Source organism: Shewanella sp. TC10 (genome assembly GCF_009663145.1).
Lineage (GTDB): Bacteria > Pseudomonadota > Gammaproteobacteria > Enterobacterales > Shewanellaceae > Shewanella.
Genome location: NZ_VKHR01000051.1, coordinates 1 through 20,429 on the forward strand (window position 1 = coordinate 1; position 20,429 = coordinate 20,429).

A 20,429-nucleotide genomic window follows, 5' to 3' on the forward strand; every position below is an offset into this window, starting at 1 on the left:
TGGCTTTAACAGAGCTTGTGTTGCCGTCGCGAACAAGCTTGCACGGATAGCGTGGGTTATAGCAGCAAGAGAAGATGAATATCGTATCGCTGCTGCATAAAAGTAATCATTAACGCGCTAACAATTAGTTTTACCAACCACCAAGTTGCCAAGATAATTGAATTGATGATGAGACAGTCAGACTGTTCTACTTAAAACCTTCGCCTGGCATTGGCTCTAAAGAAGCCGTAAGGATGATAAGGAAAGTAGAAGCAAATATCCATCAGGGCCAGAGGTGTACCTCAATAACAGGCCGAATATATGGGTGCAATGAACTATTCTCAAAGTCGATATTAAATATCTTGCAAACCGGATGGGTCCATATATGCCAAGGAGTGACCCTGCACCGCGAAAGCTAGCCAGAATCTTAAGTGCAGGATGCACTAAATGCCTTGAATCACATGGATGTGCGAGAAAGACCATGTCTGGACTCACGTAATTTTTTTGCTTACCTCATTTCAAATTGAACATTCAAAGAAGATCAAAAGCACCCACGCAACTTGAGTATTTTAGCTTTTTAAATTGTCACAAATACAGTCAAATCGAAGAGATAATAATCCCAGTGTAGATGCAGCAGCGAGCTTCTGACTGCCAAGGATGGCGGGAATGTCATTATTTGTCGGGAACAAATATGACCAAAACATGGATGTTTTGGCAGAGCTTACATGGACCTTTTGATTTTAATAAAGAATGTAGCGTCTCGCAGTTGTATCTGCACATAAGCCTGCGGCAGGCAATGGATTAGATTGAAGTAGTGATATAAGAAAACCTTGCCAATAAAAACTACGAAAAAACATTACATTATGATGTGTGAATCAATTTAGATATAAAGTTTACTCTGACTCAACCAACTAATTTGGCGCCAAAGAGTGCGTAAAATGAGCTTTTTACGCATCGATAATTTTATAACATTTAAGAAAACCCATAAATATCAATCTACTGCGGATTTTTTAAAGTGTTGTATAGACCTCGTAAACAAAGACGCATTCTTTCTCCGGCAGTATTATGAGCATTTTTTAAGAGTTTAAGGGAGATATTCGATTTACAACAATGACTTAGCGATGGTACCTTTGAAGTTTGAATTGAGCAGCCTGGAACATTATTGTGCTGCTATTGAATAAGCTGTTATGTTTCTCTAAGGATAGGTAGTTGAGTTTAGTTGGTTCGAAAACTGAAAAGGATATTGAGACCGAACTAGTAGCATTAACTTCAAATGCTATGACTAGTTCGAAAGGGTTTCACTTAAAAGCATTACTTTCTGAATTAGATCTTAATAGCCAAAAAGTAATAGTTTTAAATAACTTTCCAGATGAAACATGCGACGTATATTTGCTATTAATAGAAAATAGATTAATTGGGCAAGTTGAAATTGATTCTGATGACCTTGAAAATCCAACTATTGAAACGTTTACGATTCCTGAATATAAAAAAGGATTAAGTAAAATTCAACAAATAAGGTTAGCTGTGGCAATCATGCTATTGAGCTCAGAAACATAACAAGAATTTAAAGCGGGGCTGCTAACAGTTTGCTCGGTTTCGCTTCGCTACACATTTTAGCAAACTATTAACAGCCCCTTAAATGGGTGTTAAGTTGCTAAGGAAAGTATGGCATCTCTCAAACCTCTAAAAGGTGTCGCTTATGATATCGCGCACCACGCACAAAGCGGGTTAAGCTTTTTACATCCTCATTTGGGAGAAATGTGCAGAGAAGTAGGTATAACAGAAGCAACTATTGATTTAATGGCTAAGGATTCTTATCCAGCAGAGTTGAGAGAGTACAAACCTTTAAAACTAGCTATCGGTACGCTTAAAGATAAATTTGTCATTATCCTTAGCAAAAGAGAAATGAGTTTGGGCTTTATTAGTGAGTTAAAGCTTAAGTTTATTTTTTATACCGCAGACAACTCACTTTGTGCAGTGGAGTCAACCTTGGTCAAAACAAATGGTATAACTCACGTACAAACAGTGAAATAGCAACTAAACAAGTTGCTCAAAAGGACATAAAACGCTTGGCTTGCGCTCCTTCGTCACTAATTTTAGCCAAGCATTTTACGCCCATTAGCAAGGCGTTAGAGACGAGGTCGATGATAGAGATTGTTGAAACTCAAGACTTAAAATCTTCTGCGCAGTTTACATTTGACAACATGAAATCTTACTACGAAATCTACGGCGTAGATTGGGGGACTGAAGATGTCTACCAAGCAACCAAAGGCCTGTCGAACTTTGACATTCTTTCTAATGGTCAACGAATTGGTGTGCTTCGGTTATCATTCGAACGTGAGCGGTGTCAACTTCGTGACATACAGGTTGGAGCTGCCCACCAAAGTAAAGGATACGGTGCTCAAGTGATTTCCAGAGTTAAGGATATAGCTCAACAACGAACTTTAAATGCTATCGAGCTTAAAGTCTTTCAGCGAAGCCCTGCGCATAAACTGTATAGCCGTAATGGATTTACAGTTGATAGTAAAGATGAACGTTTTTACTACATGAGCTTGTCCGTCTCATAACAAGGTTGTAAACACGGCCAAAAAACAGTTGGCTCGCGCTCGTGCCTCGCCGATTTTAACCCCTTATTAGGGCGTTAACTCATAGAAATTATAATCTGAAAATCACAGAATAGGGTTAAAAATCTAACGCGTTTTTCTCCAAAAGTATGTTTGAAAATGATCAAACTTTAATATGGTCGTGCACTTCTCTGGCGTATTTTTAGCTATTTCTTCTGACTTAATCGATAGAGTCGGGCAAAGCTGTCACGACTACCTCGAGATAATCTTTTTTGTTGCGCCAACAATAATTCTGCCGCTCCAAGCGCATCAACTAATGCGTTATGACTATTATATTCAGGCAAGCCATAACGTTTGCGGGTGCCTGCTAATGTAAGATCGACATCTGAGTAATGATCGATTGCGGTGGCAAAGTGCTTTTCTAGGCATAGAGTGTCGAGCCAAAGTAGTGGCGGTGGTGGTAGTTGCCAATACTTTTTAGCGTAGTAATTAATGAAACTCGCTTCAATCACTGAGCCGTGAACGACTAATACTTTGTCGCCGAGCTGAGTAAAAAAATAGCTCATCGCTTCATGAAGTGACACCCCATTCGCCAGCATTTGAGGCGTAATGTGGTTAATGACAGCTGACTCAGGTTTGACCTTGTCACAATGCTTAATATAAACATGTTGGCTGTTGGCTAAATCAATTTGCTGATTTTTTATCACCACCCAACCCATACTGAGTATTTCATCTTCGACAGGATCAAAGCCTGTGGTTTCAATATCCAACGCTAAATAAGTGACTTCGCTGCATAGGGCTTTAAGCTCAGGCAATGGCGCTGAAGTCGGCTCAACCAAGCTTTGAATCAAGCTGTCTTTAATGAGGTAGTTTTCACGCTGCCTTTTTAAAGCGGATAATGGGTGAAAATAGTCTAAAAGACTCATTAAATATTCCCAAAGCGCAATTTAGCGGCATCTTGTTGATCGGCGATGATCCTAAAAGCATCTTTTAAATGTTTACGCTCAAAGCTGCCAAAGGTATCGGGATTAATATTGTTGTCAGGTATTTTTCCTTCCTTTAATGCCGTTAATTGGTGGCTATACCTGAAGGATAAAATAAATCGATAGGCTCCCATAATATTCTGAAAGGCATCGTCACTTAATACGCCTGCTTTATTTGCTGCCTGAAAGCGCGCTTCGGTTTGCAGTGCGTCACTGCCCACTGCTAATGCGTAAATTCGAGCAAGATCAATAATCAAGTTAATGGCGTACTTTTTAATGTTCAGGGTTTTATTATTCTCACCGCTTTTTTCTAATACCAGTGAATTGAAGATGCCTAATGGTGGATTGGTGTTGGTGGCATCTTTAACCAAAATACCTAAGAACTCAGCATTTTCACAAATGTGATTATGCATTGACTCATGCAGTTCATGCTCAAAATTTTGATTGCCAAATACGGTACGTATTTCTAAAAAAACACTGATGTTGAGCAGGCGTTCGTATTCAGGGTTAGCAACCCACTTTTTGTAATACTGTTTCCACATAGAGAGTGGCTGACGCCATTTATCAGTGGTGGGCATATAATTGCCAGTACAAAGAGGGTAGTCACATCGGTCTAGCCCTTGGGTGACAAAGTCAGCTAAATGTTTAAAGTAAATACGATCGTTTTCGGTGACATTATCTGCCAGCACAATGGCGCTATCTTGGTCAGTTAAACAATGCACTTCATTACGGGCGTGAGAGCCAGCAACAATCCACGCAAAGTCACAAGGTGGCTCGCCCAATTGATCAATCATGATATTAATGAGTCTTCGAGTATATGCATCGAAGATCATTGCCATGACTTTACCTATGGTTTCAGGAACCACTTTACCTTCAACTAGCGCTTCGAAAATAGCTTGGCGCTCAGGGTTTAACGTGGCTAACTCTTTCACGCTGACGGCATATTTAATTTTCTCGATCAAGAAAATAGCCTGCATACGATGATTTTGAACTAAGTGAGTTGTGGTGAGTAAGCCAACGACCTTATTGTTCTCAACCACAGGTAGATTGCGTACATTGTATTGCATCATTAAAGAAGCAGCTTGCAATACCAAATCTTCTGGCGTGACAGTTAAGGGGTTAGATGTCATCACATCTTTGATTGGTTTATCAATAGGGTAACCTTCGACAATGACGCGTTTAGTCATATCTCTATCGGTAATTAAGCCAACTATCTTGTCATCTTCATAAATCACCGCGCAAGATGTCCGTTTAATCATGCGCATTTCGTGAGCGACAGCTTGAATGCTCATGTCAGCGGTGACCACTGCAATACGACCACTGGCGACGTCTTTAACTTTACGTATAAAGAGGCCTTTTTCTTTATTAGACCATACAACATCCAATGCCGAGTTTAAGCGCACCTGAGCTTGAGATGCGAAATGTTCGGCATATTCTGGGGTCTTAGTGAATAAGGTCTGAAGCGCGGAATGTGGGATTAAATACAGTAAGCAAGGTTCAATGGCGGTGGCTTGATAGCCTTGATCATCATCAACATCAGAATCTAGAAAGGTAAAACCAAATAAATCTTCAGCCTCTAAACGGGCGCGAAGTACGCCACTTTTTTTACGTTGCTCCATGGCTCCTGAGCGGACAATATAAAGATGCTTCTCTTGATTATCAGCCGACAAGTCGACAATTTCGCCTTGGGCAACATAGATAATTTTGACCACTTCAGCGAGATCGCGCACCACGGTTTTAGGCAGTTTATCAAATGGATCGATTTGTCCAATAAATTGGATGACGTTAGGAAGTAAAGATTCGTCCATTTTTATACCTTAAATAATGAATAGCTCTGATCTTACATAGCTTAAACTCAATTTTCTCAAGCTGCATGAAAATTTAAGCAGCTTGGATTTTGACTGTCATGCCTAGTTATGGAGCATGAGTGACCTTAAGCTCAGTAAAGCCAACTTCAAAAACTTGTCCTGCATAATCTGATGAAGTGACAATTTGTGGATAAATACCGGCTTTAAAGTAGTACTCTTCATTTAGCCAAGCGGTATCTAAAGTATACTCTTTACCATCGTTAGCAATGACGGGCTCGCCCCACTTTAATAATTTTTGAGTGCTTATGCCTGCCGCTATCGTTGTCAGTGTTATGCCAGCTGTATCGACTTCAATTGCATATTGCCAATCTTCGTAAGCTTTAGCGGTACCAAGCTCAATACTAAACGGTTGGCAGCTATCACAAGTTTGATTATCGGGTTTAAAGCTATCATTTAAGATCACTCTGACAGGTTTCTCGCTACCTTCCCATAGGACTTTAACTAATGCTTGTTTGATATCTTTACCATGTACCTGGCCGACGATGACTTTAGGACTAACAGAAGTTATCTGTGGGTACTGGATAATATTAACTGAAGCTTCTAGTTGGTGCTTACCGCTTATCGTCCAATTTTGATTGGTCGCAGAGCAGGGGTTTTCAGTATCAAACCGATAAAGCTCTCGCAGTTCTGAACGAACATACTGAGTATTAGGCGTAGTGGCCCCATCCATTCCTAAATCGACATTAAATACCAACTGCAGTGGATTTGTCTCGGTCCAGAAATAGGCAATGTCAGTATCGTTAGATAAGGTTTGATTATTACTGCATGTTGACGGTTTTAATTCTGCTGCGCTCGTCCCCCCTGAACCATAAAAGCTGTCTTTACTCTCAGGAATAGTCAATTTCCACTGCTCAATTGTCCAATTACAGGTTTCGCACGGAGGTACTTCTGGAGGCGTTTCAGGAGGCAATTCTGGAGGCGTTTCAGGTGAATCAGAAGAACCTGAACAACCTAAAAGAAGTATAAGTAATACATTAGAGATGAATACTCGCATTAACATAACGATAACCTTCCTTATTTGTAAGACAATATATCTTACTTTTTCAAACGAATTTGTGGGAGAAATTTTTAATATTCTACTCAATTAGCAATCAGTAAATGAGACTGTTGTTAATTTTTATAGTTAAAGTTAACCCTGAAAGCCTACTTGTTAAAGGTTTTTTTGTCTTAGTTGCAAAAAGTAATCAATTATATACTCCTAATTAGTTAGTTTATGAACAATCTCACAGTTTTTCCTACCAAAAGATTAATAATACAAATAAGCTTGTGTTAAATAATACAAATGGGAAAGGGGAAAGTATGAAAAAGCGTATTATCGCTTCAGCTATTTCTTTGGTATTGCTGGCAGGTTGTGCAGCTACCGAGCCTGCGGTTGATGTTGTGGGGACAGCAACAATCACAGGACCAATGGTTGAGCAAAATAATAAAAGTGCTATTGCTGCTACATCTTTACAAAGTGCAGATGCTGCAGCATTAAAAGATAAATTACTCACACTCCAAGATGGCGAAACGCTCGTCATTGATGCTGGAAAATATGCCAACCTTGGCAAGTTCGATATCAAAGCAAATAATGTCACGATTAAAGCGGCGAACCCTGGGGAAGTTTGGTTTACCGGTTTAGTACAGTTTAATCTTCGTGGTGACAATATTACCTTAGACGGTGTGGTATTTACCGATGGAGGCCCAGCAGAAAGAATGGGCGGTGTGGTCTTCCGTGGTGATAATAATACGCTAACTAATTCTACTTTCTACTTCTTCAATGATGACTACCTTTATCAGCCAGATGACAAACGAGCTGAATATCCAAAGTACTTATGGATTTCTTTATATGGAAAGCATAACAGCTTAATCAATAATACTTTTGAAGGTAAACATAAACGTGGCACCTTGATTGGCGTGCAGAAAAAGAAAGGCGATACCACGCCTGATCACCATACCATCAAAGGTAACCTTTTTTATAATCAGCAACATAACCAGTTTAATGAGTTCGATAACCCTGATGCGGTTCGTTATAACTCAAATAGCTGGGAAGCTATTCGTTTAGGTGATTCAAAAAGTTCTATTTACGCTTCTAAAACCTTAATTGAAGGCAACTTATTCCTCAAATGTGACGGTGAAACTGAGTTAGTTTCTCTTAAATCTGGCGGCAATACATTAAGAGGTAATACCTTCGTTGATAACGCTTCGATGATTTCTTTGCGCCACGGAACGAATAACGTTGTCGAAGACAATGTGATTTTAGGTAATAACAAAAAGCAATCAGGCGGTATTCGCTTTTACGATGCAGGCCACATCATTCGCAATAACTATATTGAGCGAGTAATGGGTACTGGTGACGTCCGTGGTGGTATCGCTGTGAACACAGGTATTACAGATGTCGCTAATGGCGAGACCCTAGATAACGATGTCAAAGGGAAAGAGCTAAATAAGCAAGCGACTCCTTATAAGGTTAGCATCGAAAACAACACTATTGTCGACTCTCGTCAAAACATTCTTTACTCCACCAAAACGCACCGTGTCAGCCTATATGACAACGCAAAAGTCAGCACCATATTTGCAGGAACAGATATCAGTTTTAAGAACAATCTGTCTTATGCAAAAGCGTCTAGAACACTGACTTTGAAAGGCAACGATAGTGTAGCGCCGCTAATTAATCCAACCTACGAGAATGACTTATATTATGGCCCAGTGTCAGGTATTGAACTTCCGTGGGATGGAGTTATTTACCGTAATCCTAAGCTACAACGTGCTGAAAATGGCTTGCTAGAAGCAACCAATTTTGATGGTGGCGCAAAAGGCTTAAAAGTTTTAACCACTCAAGATACAGGCGCTAGTTACCGTATCAAATAATAACAAGATGAACGTTAAACTCATTAATGGGGCAGTAAAATGAGAATTAAAAAATTATCGGCTTTAGTGGCCATTGCTTTATCGACAAGTTTATTAGCGGGTTGTGATTTTTATGATGAACCTCCAGGGGATGGTGGTACTGATCCTGGGCTACCGCCAGTTGAAACTCCTGATGTTGCTGATGTAGTGGCATCTAGTGGCGCCGAGCTACTTGCAGCTATTGATACAGCAGAAGCGGGCGATGTTATCGGTTTGAATATTGCTGGCACATTTGAAAACGTCGGCATTATCGTTATCGATAAAGCAATTACCTTAATCACCTCAGATGCTGATGGCGCGATTGATGATCCAGTTGCTGGGGAGCAAGCTGTATTCACAGGTGCTGTGTGTATTGATATTCCAACAGAAGCCGCTGAAACATTACGTGGTGGCAGCCAAGCTCGCGTTTCAAACATTGGCTTTGAAAATATCATCATGGATAGCTGTGGCTTAGGTGAAAGCACCTCTAATTCAATTATTAATATCGGTAAAGTCGGTAAGGATAAAACCCCAGTAATACTCGATAATTTATCGTTTGATGGAACGGGAAATCAAGAATCAAGCAGTGACAGCGCTGCTTGGGTATATTCTCGTGGTCTAGTGAACATTTCTGACAGTGTATTTACCAATAAATCAACTGATGCGCAGAGCATGTTATACCTGAACTGCGGTAGCTCAGCCTCACGTGGTGGTAGCTACGCCAATGATCTTGGCTCGATTATGACAGGCAACACCTTTGCACTGGCTGAAATCAATGCAAATGATGCAACCAAAGCGGCCACAATTGGCGTACCTAGTAATTTAGGCCAAGAGAATAAGAATTGTGCCGCAACATTTACTGACAACACCTTTGAAAAGTTTGGTTTCTTAATTAGTGAATCAAGTGACCAGTCAACTGCACTTTATGATGTATTTGGCGATACAACTGAGTCTGATAACACTTTACCTGATGGTGATACCGACCCAGGTCTTCCACCAGTGGATCCAGGTGTCGTTAAAACTGTTGATGAACTTCTTGCTGCAATTGATGCCGCAAGTGCAGGTACTGTCATCAGTCTTGATGTGGAAGGTGATTTTGCCAATGCAGGTTATATCGCAATAAATAAAGCGATTACTTTGCAATCTACTGATGCTGAAGGTGTGATTAGTGATACAGAGCAAGCGGTATTCTCAGGCGCTGTATGTATCGATATTCCAACCGAAGCCGCTGAAGAACTACGTGGTGGCAATCAAGCCAAAATCTCTAATATTGGCTTTGAAAATATCGTGATGAGCGATTGTGGTATGGGCGAAAGCACTTCAACGTCAATCATTAACATCGGTAAAGTCGGTAAAGATAAAACGCCAGTGCTGCTTGAAGGTTTAGCATTTGATGGTAGTGGCTTTGAAGAATCTACAGGTGAGAGTGATGCTTGGGTTTATTCGCGTGGTTTAGTGGACATTACTGATTCAGTATTTGCCAACAAATCAGCCGATGCGCAAAACATTGTTTATCTAAACTGTGGTAGTTCAGCATCTCGTGGTGGCAGTAATAGTGACCCTCGTGGTTCAGTTATTTCTGGTAGCACATTCGGTTTAGCTGCTGAAAATACTTCTGGGATGACCATTGCTGCCACTATCGGTGTGCCAAGTAACTTAGGCCAAGACGATAAAAACTGTGGTGCTGAATTTAGCGATAATACTTTCGATAACTTCAATGAACTTATCAGTGAAACTAACGACATTTCAACTGCACTTTACGACGTGTTTGGTGATACTACTGAGTCAAATAACACTGTAACTGGTGGCACTGAACCTGAGCCAACGTATCCTGAAAATGTTGAAGAAGTGAATGCAGCTATTCAAGCAGCAACTGCAGGTAGCACGATTACTTTGGGCGCAAGTTTTGAGTACTCATCTGGTGTTATCACCATCGACAGAGCGATTACATTAACCGGTCAAGAAGGCGCTGCTATTTCCGGTAGTGCTTGTATTGATGTGATTGACGGTGCGGCGGGTGCACAAATCACAAACATCACGTTCAACAATGACGCCATCGTTAAATGTGGGGCGACAGGTGATGCCAAAGAAGCTGTGATTAACATCCAAAAAGTGGGTGAAGATAACATGCCGATAGTGCTCGATAACCTTTCATTTGATGCATCTGGAATTACAGAGCAAGACCAAATCGAAAACAAAGGGGCTTGGATCCGCTCATACGGTTTCATTAACCTAACGGGCAGCACATTCCTATCTCAAAGCCGTAATCTTCAAAATGACATGGTGAAACTGACTTGTAGTTCAAGTAAGGGACGCATGGGCACCTTGGTTGATGGCAATACCTTTAGCATCATCGGTGACGGTAATAAAGAAACCGCTGCAGTTAAAATTGGTGATTCAACTGGCGGGGCTATTAAAAATGACGAGAACGAGAATAACTGTGCTGTCACTGTCAGTAATAACACCTTCAACGATTACACCCTAGAAGCTGTTAATGACGTAGGTAGTGGCGAACGTGATGCCGCAATATTCGCGCGTTTACCTGAAGAAAGTACCAATGTCTTCACGGATAACACTCACAACTAACATTTCAAAGAATTGTAAGTTAATTGATATTGATAAGGCGTGTGCCAGGCACACGCTGGGTATTTAACTACCTACAGGAAAATATTTTAAGATGAAAAAATCAATTTTAGCCTTGAGCGTATTAAGTTTAGTGAGTGGTTCAGCTTTAATCAGTAGCTCTGCATCAGCTAATAGCACCATCACTATGAAGTGGGAACACAAAGTCGTTGATGGCCGTACTGACCGTCCTAAAGTCGAATTTAGTCATAGAATGGACAATGGTTTCATGTTTGGCTTTGAGCAAGTATGGCAATACGATCGTAGTAAGACTGAACTGGAAACAGGTTATGCACCTGATCAATATGAGTTCACGATCAAAACCGGTTACCGTCATCGTTGGGGCGATCGTAACGAACATGAAGTTGGGCCAATCCTTGATTATCAAATCAAAGAGAATGCTAAGAAAATTCGTTATGGTGCTTTCTATGGTTACCGTTTAACCGAAAATTTCCGTATGAAGGTTCGTGCTCGCTACTCTGAAGATTTAGATCGTTTAAGTCTTAGTAGCGGCGTTTACGATGACGCTGTGGGTAAAGAAATGCGTTACGATCTTTGGCTAACTTATACATGGAATGATTTCCGATTTGTGTGGGATGCTATTTACAAAGACAAGTTAGATGACAACGTGTTTGACAACAATAAAGGCAATGTTTGGGAGCACGAGTTAAGTGCTGAGTATCGTTTACCTGATGCGCGTGCCCATGCTTTTTACGGCAAGTTTAAGTACAAAGCAGAGCTATTGAAAAACAGCCACTTAAACAGTGACTACGATTGGTATGGTAAGCGTGATAATGCAGTTGAAATTGGTTATAAATACCGATTCTAATTAGGCTTAACGGTATTCAATAACATAAACCGATGGTGTGGTAGCACCATCGGTTTTTTAATATCTTCAATCTGGTGTTGTTCATTTATGATGAGATTAATTGAACGATAGGGCTTTACTCTATTTTGCTTAGTTTGTTAGCAAAGAAATGACTTTAAAAAGACATTCAATTTGAAGCTTTTAACTATCACTATATAAAGAATTAGATTTCTGATGATTTAAGGGGAATTGACCATGATTCTATGGTGATAATTTGCTATGTTTTAGAAGTCATTAATAAACGCAAAAAATGACATATTTTTTAACGATTGATGTAGGTTATTCATGTGCTTAACAATACCTTCCTGATAATATGCATTAACTGAACGACAAATAAACTAAAGTAGCGCCTCTCCATTTTCTTATATCAACGACGCTATTGAGTAAAACCAAAGGGATTTCAATGAAATCGACTGAGCCAGATTTACATCTAAAATCGCTTATTCAACGAAAGTATAACCGAGCCGTTTTTTATACCTACATTGGCGTTATCGTGATGGCGCTTCTGTCCGCTTGGATGCTGTTTGAACGTCAAAAAACGCAATTGATTAAAGAGCGTGAAGAGCAGGTTTTACGTCATGTACTGCAAATTGATTTATTGCTTGAGTCCAGTATCCGAGCGGTAAAAAGCTTACGTAATGTGGCCGTGGATAATTTGCGTCTGGGTGAATTAGTCCGTAAAGATCGGTTACCTCAGTATGAAAAATTCAATGAAGATGGTCAGTTTTTTACCTTGGAGCCTAGCTATGCCATTAGCGGTGAGCCATTTACCAATATGGGACGCATCACAGGCATGGGATCCCTTGATGGCCGCAGCGACACTTTTTATCAAGAATTAGAAATGCTGTTTGAGCTGTCGTTGTCTTTTCCGGTTGCCAAGGAAGCAGCGCCAAAAGCCTCATCAATTTATTACATTTCCAAACAACGCATTATGTCTTCATTTCCTTGGCCAACCAATGAGTCAAGGTTCAGAGAAGAACTGCTAAACAAAAAGCAATTCCAGCTAGCGACTCCTGCAATGAACCCACAGCGCAGTGTATTCTGGCGTGAGGCTTACGTAGATGCAGCCGATCAAGGTTTGTTAACCACACTAGGTTTACCAGTTTACCTTGAAGATGATTTTATCGGTTCTATCAACTTAGATATGACATTGGCATCCCTTGCTAAACAGATGCGAATGTACTTTAAAATGCCGGGTACGGTGATATTGCTGGACCAATACAACAATATTCTGTCTCACAGTGACTTTGATGCAAGTGATATGAACCGTGTTTATCATATCAGTCAACGTATTCCGTCTGAGCTGCATTCGTTACCTGAATCTGAACTGTTTGATGCCCATGATGGCATATTACGTAACGGTTACTACATTCACTCGGTCGCGTTGCAAAACCCACCTTGGCGTTTGCTGTATTTACAAGATGAAGATCTTTTGTTCGAGGATGCATGGGATAAATTAAAACTGACATTTTTACTAGTGGTATTAGCCTTGTCAGTGTTAGTGACCATAGTGCATTGGCAAACTCGTCGTTCTTTCGTTAATCCGGCATCTCGCTTACTGACTCACTTAGAGGAATGTTCTCGTGAGCCTATCGCTGCGCCGAAAAAAATCACCGAAGGGTGGGAGCCTTGGTTCTTACTGGTGAGCCGAATTTTTGAAGAAAATAAACAATACACCCGCCACTTAGCCGAACAAAATAAACGCCTAGATAACTTGGTCGCACGCCGTACTCAGAGGCTGCGTGATACGACTGAGCGGCGAGAGCGAGAATTTGCATTGCTGCGGTCTTTGATTGACTCAATTCCTGAGGCGATTGTTTATAAAGATAAAGAAGGTAAGTATTTAGGCTGTAACAAATCTGCTGAATACATGCTTGGCTGCAAAGAGAATGAAATGGTCGGGCAGTTGTCACTGGAGACAACTCATGATCAAGGCGCTCGGATCCGTGAAGAAGATCAGAAAGTTCTCAGTGATAGATCTTTACTTCGCTATCAAGAAAAAGTCGATATCGGTGGTAAAACCGTATTACTCGATACGCTGAAACTGCCTTTCTACAATCGTCGTGGTGAGCTATTAGGGCTTATTTCGGTGTGGCGTGACGTGACGCGTGAGTATGAGTCTGCTGAGCAATTACGTTTATCTGAAGAACGTTATCATTTAGCAATGGATGCGGTAGAAGATGGCCTATGGGATTGGTATTTAGATTCAGAGCAGCTTATTTGTAACCCAGCGTTTTATTCAATGCTAGGTTATAAACCTAATGAGTTCCCAGCACTGATTTCATCAACGGATGCACTGATTCACCCTGACGATCGCATGCGAGTTGAAGAGTACCGTAGTGGTTATGCGAAAAAACCTGAAGGCACATACGAGATTGAGTATCGGATGCGAGCTAAATCAGGTGAATACCATTGGGTGCTTTCTCGTGGTCGTGCGGTAGAGTTTGCGGATGATGGTCAGTCAAAACGTATGCTGGGTACTCACAAAGACATTACCCGTCAAAAGAGTAACGAAGTCGCCTTGTTAGAGGCGAAACAAGATGCAGAACTTGCCAATATGTATAAGAGTGAATTCTTGGCCAATATGAGTCATGAAATTCGTACTCCTATGAACGCAATTATTGGTATGTTGCAGTTAGCTCAGCGCACACAATTGACGCCACAGCAGCAAGATTATCTCAATAAGGCGGGGTTCTCAGCTCAGTCACTGCTGCGGATTATTAATGACATCTTGGATTTCTCTAAAATTGAAGCAGGTAAATTAGAGTTAGAGCGAGTGTCATTCCCACTGGATAAAGTACTCGATCATGTCATTGATATGAACGCGCAAAAAGCACAAGAAAAAGGCGTGGAATTACTGCTTTATGCCCCTGTTACCGCTGGTTTGATCTTGAACGGCGATCCTCTTCGTTTAGGACAGGTGCTGGTTAATTTACTGTCTAACGCGGTTAAGTTTACCCAAAATGGTGAAATTGAACTGGGTTGTGAAGATGTGGGTGAGCGTGACCACCGCATTACTCTTAAATTCTGGGTACGCGATACTGGTATCGGTATTAGCAAAGAGCAGCAAGCTAAGTTGTTTGATGCCTTCTCACAAGCAGATGGCTCAACAACACGTAAATATGGAGGCACTGGCTTAGGCTTATCTATTAGTAAACATTTGGTGTCCTTAATGGGCGGCACTATGGAAGTCTCATCTGAGCCAAATCAAGGCAGTACTTTTAGCTTTAATATTAGCTTTGAAATTGCCGAAGAGAATGTCGTTGCGCCGCTAGTCGTGCCAGAGCAATTGAATAACTTAACCACCTTAGTGGTTGATGATAATCCAAGTGCATTGCAAATATACTCAACGGTAATGCGTGACTTTAGCTTTGGGGTTAAAACCGCTCAAAGTGGCGCAGAAGCACTGGAAGTATTAGCCCATTCATCAGTGGACTTATTGTTACTTGATTGGATGATGCCTGAAATGGGCGGCGCTGATGTTGTCGATATTATTGATGAAATGGTTGCGGATGGTCGCCTTAAGAAACGACCTGTGATTATTTTAATGACCGCTTATTCTGCTGAGCCTTTAGAGTCTGAGTTTGATGAAAGTCGAGTGTTTGCCATTTTACAGAAACCATTTAAAGCGTCGGCATTGTTTGATGAGATCATTGGCGCCTTTGCTACTGAGCCTAAGTTAAACGTAGCCCCTGTTGTTGAGGAAGATCCTGAACAGGTTAAAGAGGCTGGTTTGGTATTGTTAGTGGAAGATAACTTCATTAACCAACAAGTCGCGACAGAGTTACTCAAAAGTGCTGGTTATGAAGTTGTATTAGCTGATAACGGCCAGATAGCTTTAGATATCATCGACACTAAACCGTTTGATGCGGTATTAATGGATATTCAAATGCCTGTAATGGATGGCTTAACTGCAGCTCAAGAACTGCGTAAGCGTTACAGCAGTGAGCAAATGCCGATTATTGCCATGACAGCCCATGCAATGTCGGGTGATAGAGAAAAGAGCCTAAAAGCAGGTATGAACGCCCATATTACAAAACCAATTGTGCTTAATGAGTTGTTTGATTCGTTAGAACATTGGATAGATTATAAGAATAGCCATAAGTAATAAGCGTTAATCGGCAGCGCTAGTGTAGTGCTAGTGTAGTGCTAGTGTAGTGCTGCCGTTTGTATTAACTTGCTTGATACTTGAACATTAAACAGCCTTATTTATCGATTTGGAGATAGCTAAATGATCCGCCACAGCATTGCACTTTCCTTGGTATTAGCGGTAATACCCGTTATGACTAATGCGGCTACACCAGCGCAAACAGTGATAAAACAAAGTGAGAAAGCCACGGGGTTTATTAATTTTTACTATCAAAACCAATCGGGTGAGCTGTTTCTAGAGGCTAAAAAACTTAACGAACCTTTTTTGATGATCACCAGTTTACCCCATGGTGTGGGATCAAATGATATTGGGCTCGACCGTGGTCAGTTAGGTGAAACAAGAATGGTGCAGTTCGAGCGCCAAGGCCCATTCATTTTATTAAAACAGTTGAACACTTTTTATCGCGCAAGCAGTGACAACCTGGCTGAGCAGTTAGCGGTTAAAGAGGCGTTTGCTGAATCCATATTGTGGCGTGGAAAAGTCTTAGACGGCAAAACTCCATTAGTCTCAATTAACAATCTAGTGCTAAATGATCTTCACGGAGTCGCTCAGCGTTTTGCTGACACCAAGCAAGGAAATTACAGATTAGATACTTCACGTTCGGTCATTTTAGAAGAAGGGATTAAATCCTTTGAGAAAAATGCAGATGTCGATGTTCTACTAACTTTTACGAGTGATAAAGAGGGCGAACAAGTTAGACAAGTGACCCCAGATGGAAAGTTCGTTTCCGTTAGAATGCGCTACTCATTTGTTGATTTGCCTGAAGAAGGTTACCAGCCTCGTGAGTACCAACCAATGAGTGGTTACCTGTCTGGTGAGTATTTCGATTATTCAGCGCCTATTGATTCTCCAGTGAGTAAACGTTACTTGCTGAGACACCGTCTGGAAAAAGTCACTCCCGGTATTGACCCAAGCGAAGTGGTTAAGCCTATTACCTATTATCTCGACCCTGGTGTGCCGGAGCCTATTCGCAGCGCATTATTAGATGGCGCTCGCTGGTGGGAAGAAGCCTTTACAGAAGCGGGCTTTATTGACGGATTTAAAGTTGAAATGCTCCCTGAAGATGCTGATCCGCAAGATATTCGTTATAACATGATCCAGTGGGTGCATAGAGCGACGCGCGGTTGGTCATATGGCGCATCAATCAAAGATCCTCGCACTGGTGAAATCATTAAAGGTCATGTGACTTTAGGCAGTTTACGGGTTAAGCAAGACTATTTAATTGCCCGTGGCTTAACCTCAGGCTGGGAAGACAGAGAAGCGGCAAGTGAAGCGTCAATGGCATTAGCGTTAGCCCGTATTCGTCAGTTATCTGCCCATGAAATTGGCCATACAATCGGACTCGATCATAACTTCGCTTCATCTACCAATGACAATGCGTCCGTGATGGATTATCCACATCCCAATGCCACTTTAAATGGCGACAAGATTGATATTTCAGCGCCATATTCTGAAGGGATTGGTCAGTGGGATAAATTTACCATAGCCTATGGTTACGGTAATGAAGCCAATATGGAAGACCTAGTTCGTCAAGCTAGAACCCAAGGCCTACGCTACATCGGAGAGGCGGATTCTCGTTCAGCTTCTGCAAGTCATGCCTATGCAAGTTTATGGGACAATGGCGCTTCAGCGGCAGATGAGTTGACTCGTTTAGAGCAAGTTCGCCGCACTGCCATTGAGCAGTTTAACGCTCAAGCTCTACTGCAAGAGCAACCTTTAGGTGAGCTAAGTGATGCGTTTGTGCCGATATATTTACTGACTCGCTATCAAATAGATGCTGCGGCTAAATGGATTGGTGGTAGTGATTATAGCTATCAGCAGCAAGGCTCTGCTGAACGCTGGCATTACCTTTCACCAAAATTGCAGCATGCGGCTTTATCATCGTTGTTAGACGTCATTTCGGCGCAGAGTTTATCGGTTCCACAAGAAGTAACAGAATTGCTGGTGCCGAAAGCGGGTAACTATCGAAAAACGCGAGAGAGCTTTGATTCTGGCATCGGTGTATTAACAGATCCAATAGGCATGGCAGAAGTACTGAGCCGTCAAATTGCCAATAGGTTACTCGCACCTGAGCGTCTAAATAGAGTAAACCAAGGCTATATGGATGATTCAGAGCAGTTATCTGTAGTGAGTTTAGTCGATAAACTGTTGGCGAAAACGGTTTATCAAGACTTACAACGCGGCCAGTTATTAGCTGTGCAAATGCGGGTTAATACAGTCGTGATGGATGAATTGTTAGCCAGTTACCATGATGAGAAAACTTCGCCGGAAGTAAAAGCGCAATTACTTGCAAGGCTGCATTATGTTGAGAAACAACTCAAACGCCGCAGTAACCGTGCGAGTAACTATCAAGCTGCACATTTCGATTGGCTGTTACAAGGTCTGGCTAAAGGGCTTGAATCTAAAGAATTCCGCTTTATTGCTGAGCCGCTAAAAATGCCGCCAGGTTCACCTATTTAATGGCTATGCTGTGACGATATTAAAAAAGCCTCATTGTGAAATGAGGCTTTTTTGTGTGCTGGTGTTCAAAACTGATTAGCTTTGGGCTTGCTTAGGGTTTTTGGGATAGAAATGATCGGCTTTATGATCGATGTGAGAAAATTGCCGTGTATTTTTGTATGGCAGCTTCATAAACCCTGATACCCCATGTCCTTGAATTTTAGTGGCATGGTGTAATATTCGGTCTAATGAAGCTCTAAAGGCGGCTTGTTTACGAGGATTAAGTAAACGTAAATAACTGTGCACTTTAAGGTGATTTGGTAGCGCTTCAAAAATAATACAGCCAGTGTGATGAATTTGGTTAATCCAGCCGAGCTCAGTCATGATCTCAGTAGGCAATTCGAGATTTTCTTCCGGATCTTTTCCGTCTTCAAAGTAGGAGTGTAACCGCGAACGTCCTTCAGATGCGGGAACATCACCGACTTCAAAGCTTAATTGTGCGTCATTGACCATTTTATAAGGCTCTGACGGGGTATCCCTCTCAAGATGTAAGGTGTCTTTGGCGTTGAAAAAACAGGCCTTAAATACCCCGATACGTTTAATTCCACGTGCTAAGGTGACCATATTATTGACAGCTTTGATCAACACATCTTTGGTTTCAGGATCGTAAATCGCTAAGTTTGAATCTATGTAGACACCGCTTTTACGCCAGTGAATAGCAAGGCCGCCAACAATAGGGTATTGCGCCAATTTACCCACTGCAGCCACAAAGCCTTTTTCGGTGTCGCCCATGCCAGCTAAAAAGTTTCGATAGTACTTTTCTAGCTGTATATCATCCATTTTAGCGATGGGATCTTGGGTATTATGTTCTTTTAAAAATGATTTTCGAGAGCTATAACTCACGGTTTCTACTTGTTTCTGTTTGGGTAATACCCAGAGTGGTATGTCTTCATATAGCGGCTGGGTTTTCAAATCAGGTAGATGCATTCGATGATTATGGCGCATGCTTTTAAGGAAATAATCTCCAGCAAGATTTTGTCTTTCAACGTCATCGCTTAGCATGCCATCTAGCGTTCGAGCCAGTTCAACGGGCAGACCTAAGCTGCTCGCTGGTATCACTTTACTGCCGAAACGACTAATTTGTCCTGATGCTAACGCATATAAGGTTGCGGCTACACCTTGCTCGTCAAAGCGTGGGCTTGAAAGCGCACCATTTAGCTGCTCCGAGCCAATAAAGTAGACATCGCCCATTCTGGCATTGGTATGGTGCTGATCGCTGGACATTAACGACATGACGTTATCTTCAACCGCTTTATTGTGTTCATCACGCTGGGCAAATACTGCAGAGCCCCAATCGATTAAAGATAAGTGATCGTTTTCAATATCGTAGACTAAGTTAGAGGGCTTTATATCGCCGTGAACTAAGCATTTTCCAGTGCGAAGATAATAAAGAAGGTTAGCTAATTGGCGGGCGATACTGACAATCATCGCAACAGGTAGTACACCTAATCGGTGGCAGATTTTATCTAAATCTTCCCCTTGAGCGCGCTCCATTACCATAATGCCTTGTTTGCCAACACGTTCAAACTTGATGCCATTGGGAACGTTTGGGTGAACTAACTGGCTGAGCATAAATGCTTCTTCTTCCAGCCGGTCTTGAACGCTTCGAGGGAGGGTAATACGTGAAAATTTAAACACGTGGGATTCACCAATATCATTGGTACCTGCAAACACGAAGCCATAGGCTCCTTTACCGATGAACTCGATATCCGCATAACCCAGTTTACTCAGCTGTTGGTTACATAGTCTTATCCAAGCGCGATGTTTACGTGCATCTTCAGCTTTTAATAAATAGACAGATTGTTCTTCATTGATATAAAAGTGTTGTAGCTGAGGTGTTTGCACTGCTTACTCCTGTTAGCTAACGCATTGGCTTAATGTGTTAGAAACACCATAAACTCATATTTAGATTTATCAGGCAAGTGTTGAAGGGGATTTTTATCTTTAATCATTCATAAAATGCTAAAATTGAGGCTGGATCCATTATTGTCGGCGCTATTTAAGTATTTATATTAGCAATTCAGTGTA

Annotated in this window: 12 protein-coding genes; 8 read left to right on the forward strand and 4 right to left on the reverse strand. The window is 41.4% G+C overall.

All coding sequences use genetic code 11. The features are described from left to right. Positions 1–1,188 precede the first annotated feature (1,188 nt). The 3 genes from FNZ24_RS16105 to FNZ24_RS16115 all read left to right on the forward strand — a co-directional run bounded on the left by FNZ24_RS16105 (position 1,189) and on the right by FNZ24_RS16115 (position 2,546). The gene (locus tag FNZ24_RS16105) at positions 1,189–1,536 is read left to right on the forward strand and encodes a hypothetical protein (RefSeq protein ID WP_153915810.1); all 348 of its coding nucleotides are present in this window, start codon (positions 1,189–1,191) and stop codon (positions 1,534–1,536) included. Between the two features lie 108 nt (positions 1,537–1,644). Further along, the gene (locus tag FNZ24_RS16110; protein WP_153915812.1) at positions 1,645–2,013 is read left to right on the forward strand and encodes a hypothetical protein; all 369 of its coding nucleotides are present in this window, start codon (positions 1,645–1,647) and stop codon (positions 2,011–2,013) included. Positions 2,014–2,123: 110 nt separating this feature from the next. Then, a complete protein-coding gene (locus FNZ24_RS16115; RefSeq protein ID WP_153915814.1) occupies positions 2,124–2,546 on the forward strand; it encodes a GNAT family N-acetyltransferase in 423 nt (140 codons plus the stop codon). Positions 2,547–2,749: 203 nt separating this feature from the next. Here FNZ24_RS16115 and FNZ24_RS16120 read toward each other — a convergent pair whose 3' ends face one another. The 3 genes from FNZ24_RS16120 to FNZ24_RS16130 all read right to left on the reverse strand — a co-directional run bounded on the left by FNZ24_RS16120 (position 2,750) and on the right by FNZ24_RS16130 (position 6,394). After that, on the reverse strand, positions 2,750–3,469 hold the full coding sequence (locus FNZ24_RS16120; protein ID WP_153915816.1) for a 3'-5' exonuclease: 720 nt from the start codon (positions 3,467–3,469) through the stop codon (positions 2,750–2,752). Then, a complete protein-coding gene (locus FNZ24_RS16125) occupies positions 3,469–5,334 on the reverse strand; it encodes a putative nucleotidyltransferase substrate binding domain-containing protein (RefSeq protein WP_153915818.1) in 1,866 nt (621 codons plus the stop codon). Before FNZ24_RS16125 ends, FNZ24_RS16120 begins: the two co-directional genes overlap by 1 nt. A gap of 106 nt (positions 5,335–5,440) precedes the next feature. Beyond that, complete coding sequence (locus FNZ24_RS16130) at positions 5,441–6,394, reverse strand: polysaccharide lyase family 7 protein (RefSeq protein ID WP_153915820.1); 954 nt, start codon at positions 6,392–6,394, stop codon at positions 5,441–5,443. Between the two features lie 299 nt (positions 6,395–6,693). On the opposite strand from FNZ24_RS16130, the gene FNZ24_RS16135 reads away from it, so the two are divergent. The 5 genes from FNZ24_RS16135 (at position 6,694) to FNZ24_RS16155 (ending at position 18,362) form a co-directional block, all read left to right on the forward strand. Continuing rightward, positions 6,694–8,244, forward strand: a complete 1,551-nt coding sequence (locus FNZ24_RS16135) for a polysaccharide lyase 6 family protein (protein WP_153915822.1) — start codon at positions 6,694–6,696, stop codon at positions 8,242–8,244. 39 nt (positions 8,245–8,283) lie between these two features. Continuing rightward, positions 8,284–10,848, forward strand: coding sequence for a hypothetical protein (locus tag FNZ24_RS16140; RefSeq protein WP_153915824.1), 2,565 nt, complete (start codon positions 8,284–8,286; stop codon positions 10,846–10,848). Positions 10,849–10,939: 91 nt separating this feature from the next. After that, the gene (locus tag FNZ24_RS16145) at positions 10,940–11,713 is read left to right on the forward strand and encodes a hypothetical protein (RefSeq protein WP_153915826.1); all 774 of its coding nucleotides are present in this window, start codon (positions 10,940–10,942) and stop codon (positions 11,711–11,713) included. A 442-nt stretch (positions 11,714–12,155) separates the two neighbouring features. Next, the gene (locus FNZ24_RS16150) at positions 12,156–15,860 is read left to right on the forward strand and encodes a response regulator (RefSeq protein WP_153915828.1); all 3,705 of its coding nucleotides are present in this window, start codon (positions 12,156–12,158) and stop codon (positions 15,858–15,860) included. 123 nt (positions 15,861–15,983) lie between these two features. After that, positions 15,984–18,362: a zinc-dependent metalloprotease gene (locus tag FNZ24_RS16155; RefSeq protein WP_153915830.1), complete on the forward strand. Its 2,379-nt coding sequence runs from the start codon at positions 15,984–15,986 to the stop codon at positions 18,360–18,362. A gap of 75 nt (positions 18,363–18,437) precedes the next feature. Here FNZ24_RS16155 and FNZ24_RS16160 read toward each other — a convergent pair whose 3' ends face one another. Next, positions 18,438–20,246 (reverse strand): serine/threonine protein kinase, encoded by a 1,809-nt coding sequence (locus tag FNZ24_RS16160; protein WP_153915832.1) that lies wholly within the window; start codon positions 20,244–20,246, stop codon positions 18,438–18,440. Between the last annotated feature and the right edge of the window lie 183 nt (positions 20,247–20,429).

Excerpts from the sequence above, each read along its gene's own strand:
- FNZ24_RS16110 (WP_153915812.1), top strand. The coding sequence starts at position 1,645 with ATGGCATCTCTCAAACCTCTAAAAGGTGTCGCTTATGATATCGCGCAC.
- FNZ24_RS16115 (WP_153915814.1), top strand. The coding sequence starts at position 2,124 with ATGATAGAGATTGTTGAAACTCAAGACTTAAAATCTTCTGCGCAGTTT.
- FNZ24_RS16120 (WP_153915816.1), bottom strand. The coding sequence starts at position 3,469 with ATGAGTCTTTTAGACTATTTTCACCCATTATCCGCTTTAAAAAGGCAG.
- FNZ24_RS16125 (WP_153915818.1), bottom strand. The coding sequence starts at position 5,334 with ATGGACGAATCTTTACTTCCTAACGTCATCCAATTTATTGGACAAATC.
- FNZ24_RS16130 (WP_153915820.1), bottom strand. The coding sequence starts at position 6,394 with ATGTTAATGCGAGTATTCATCTCTAATGTATTACTTATACTTCTTTTA.
- FNZ24_RS16135 (WP_153915822.1), top strand. The coding sequence starts at position 6,694 with ATGAAAAAGCGTATTATCGCTTCAGCTATTTCTTTGGTATTGCTGGCA.
- FNZ24_RS16140 (WP_153915824.1), top strand. The coding sequence starts at position 8,284 with ATGAGAATTAAAAAATTATCGGCTTTAGTGGCCATTGCTTTATCGACA.
- FNZ24_RS16145 (WP_153915826.1), top strand. The coding sequence starts at position 10,940 with ATGAAAAAATCAATTTTAGCCTTGAGCGTATTAAGTTTAGTGAGTGGT.
- FNZ24_RS16150 (WP_153915828.1), top strand. The coding sequence starts at position 12,156 with ATGAAATCGACTGAGCCAGATTTACATCTAAAATCGCTTATTCAACGA.
- FNZ24_RS16155 (WP_153915830.1), top strand. The coding sequence starts at position 15,984 with ATGATCCGCCACAGCATTGCACTTTCCTTGGTATTAGCGGTAATACCC.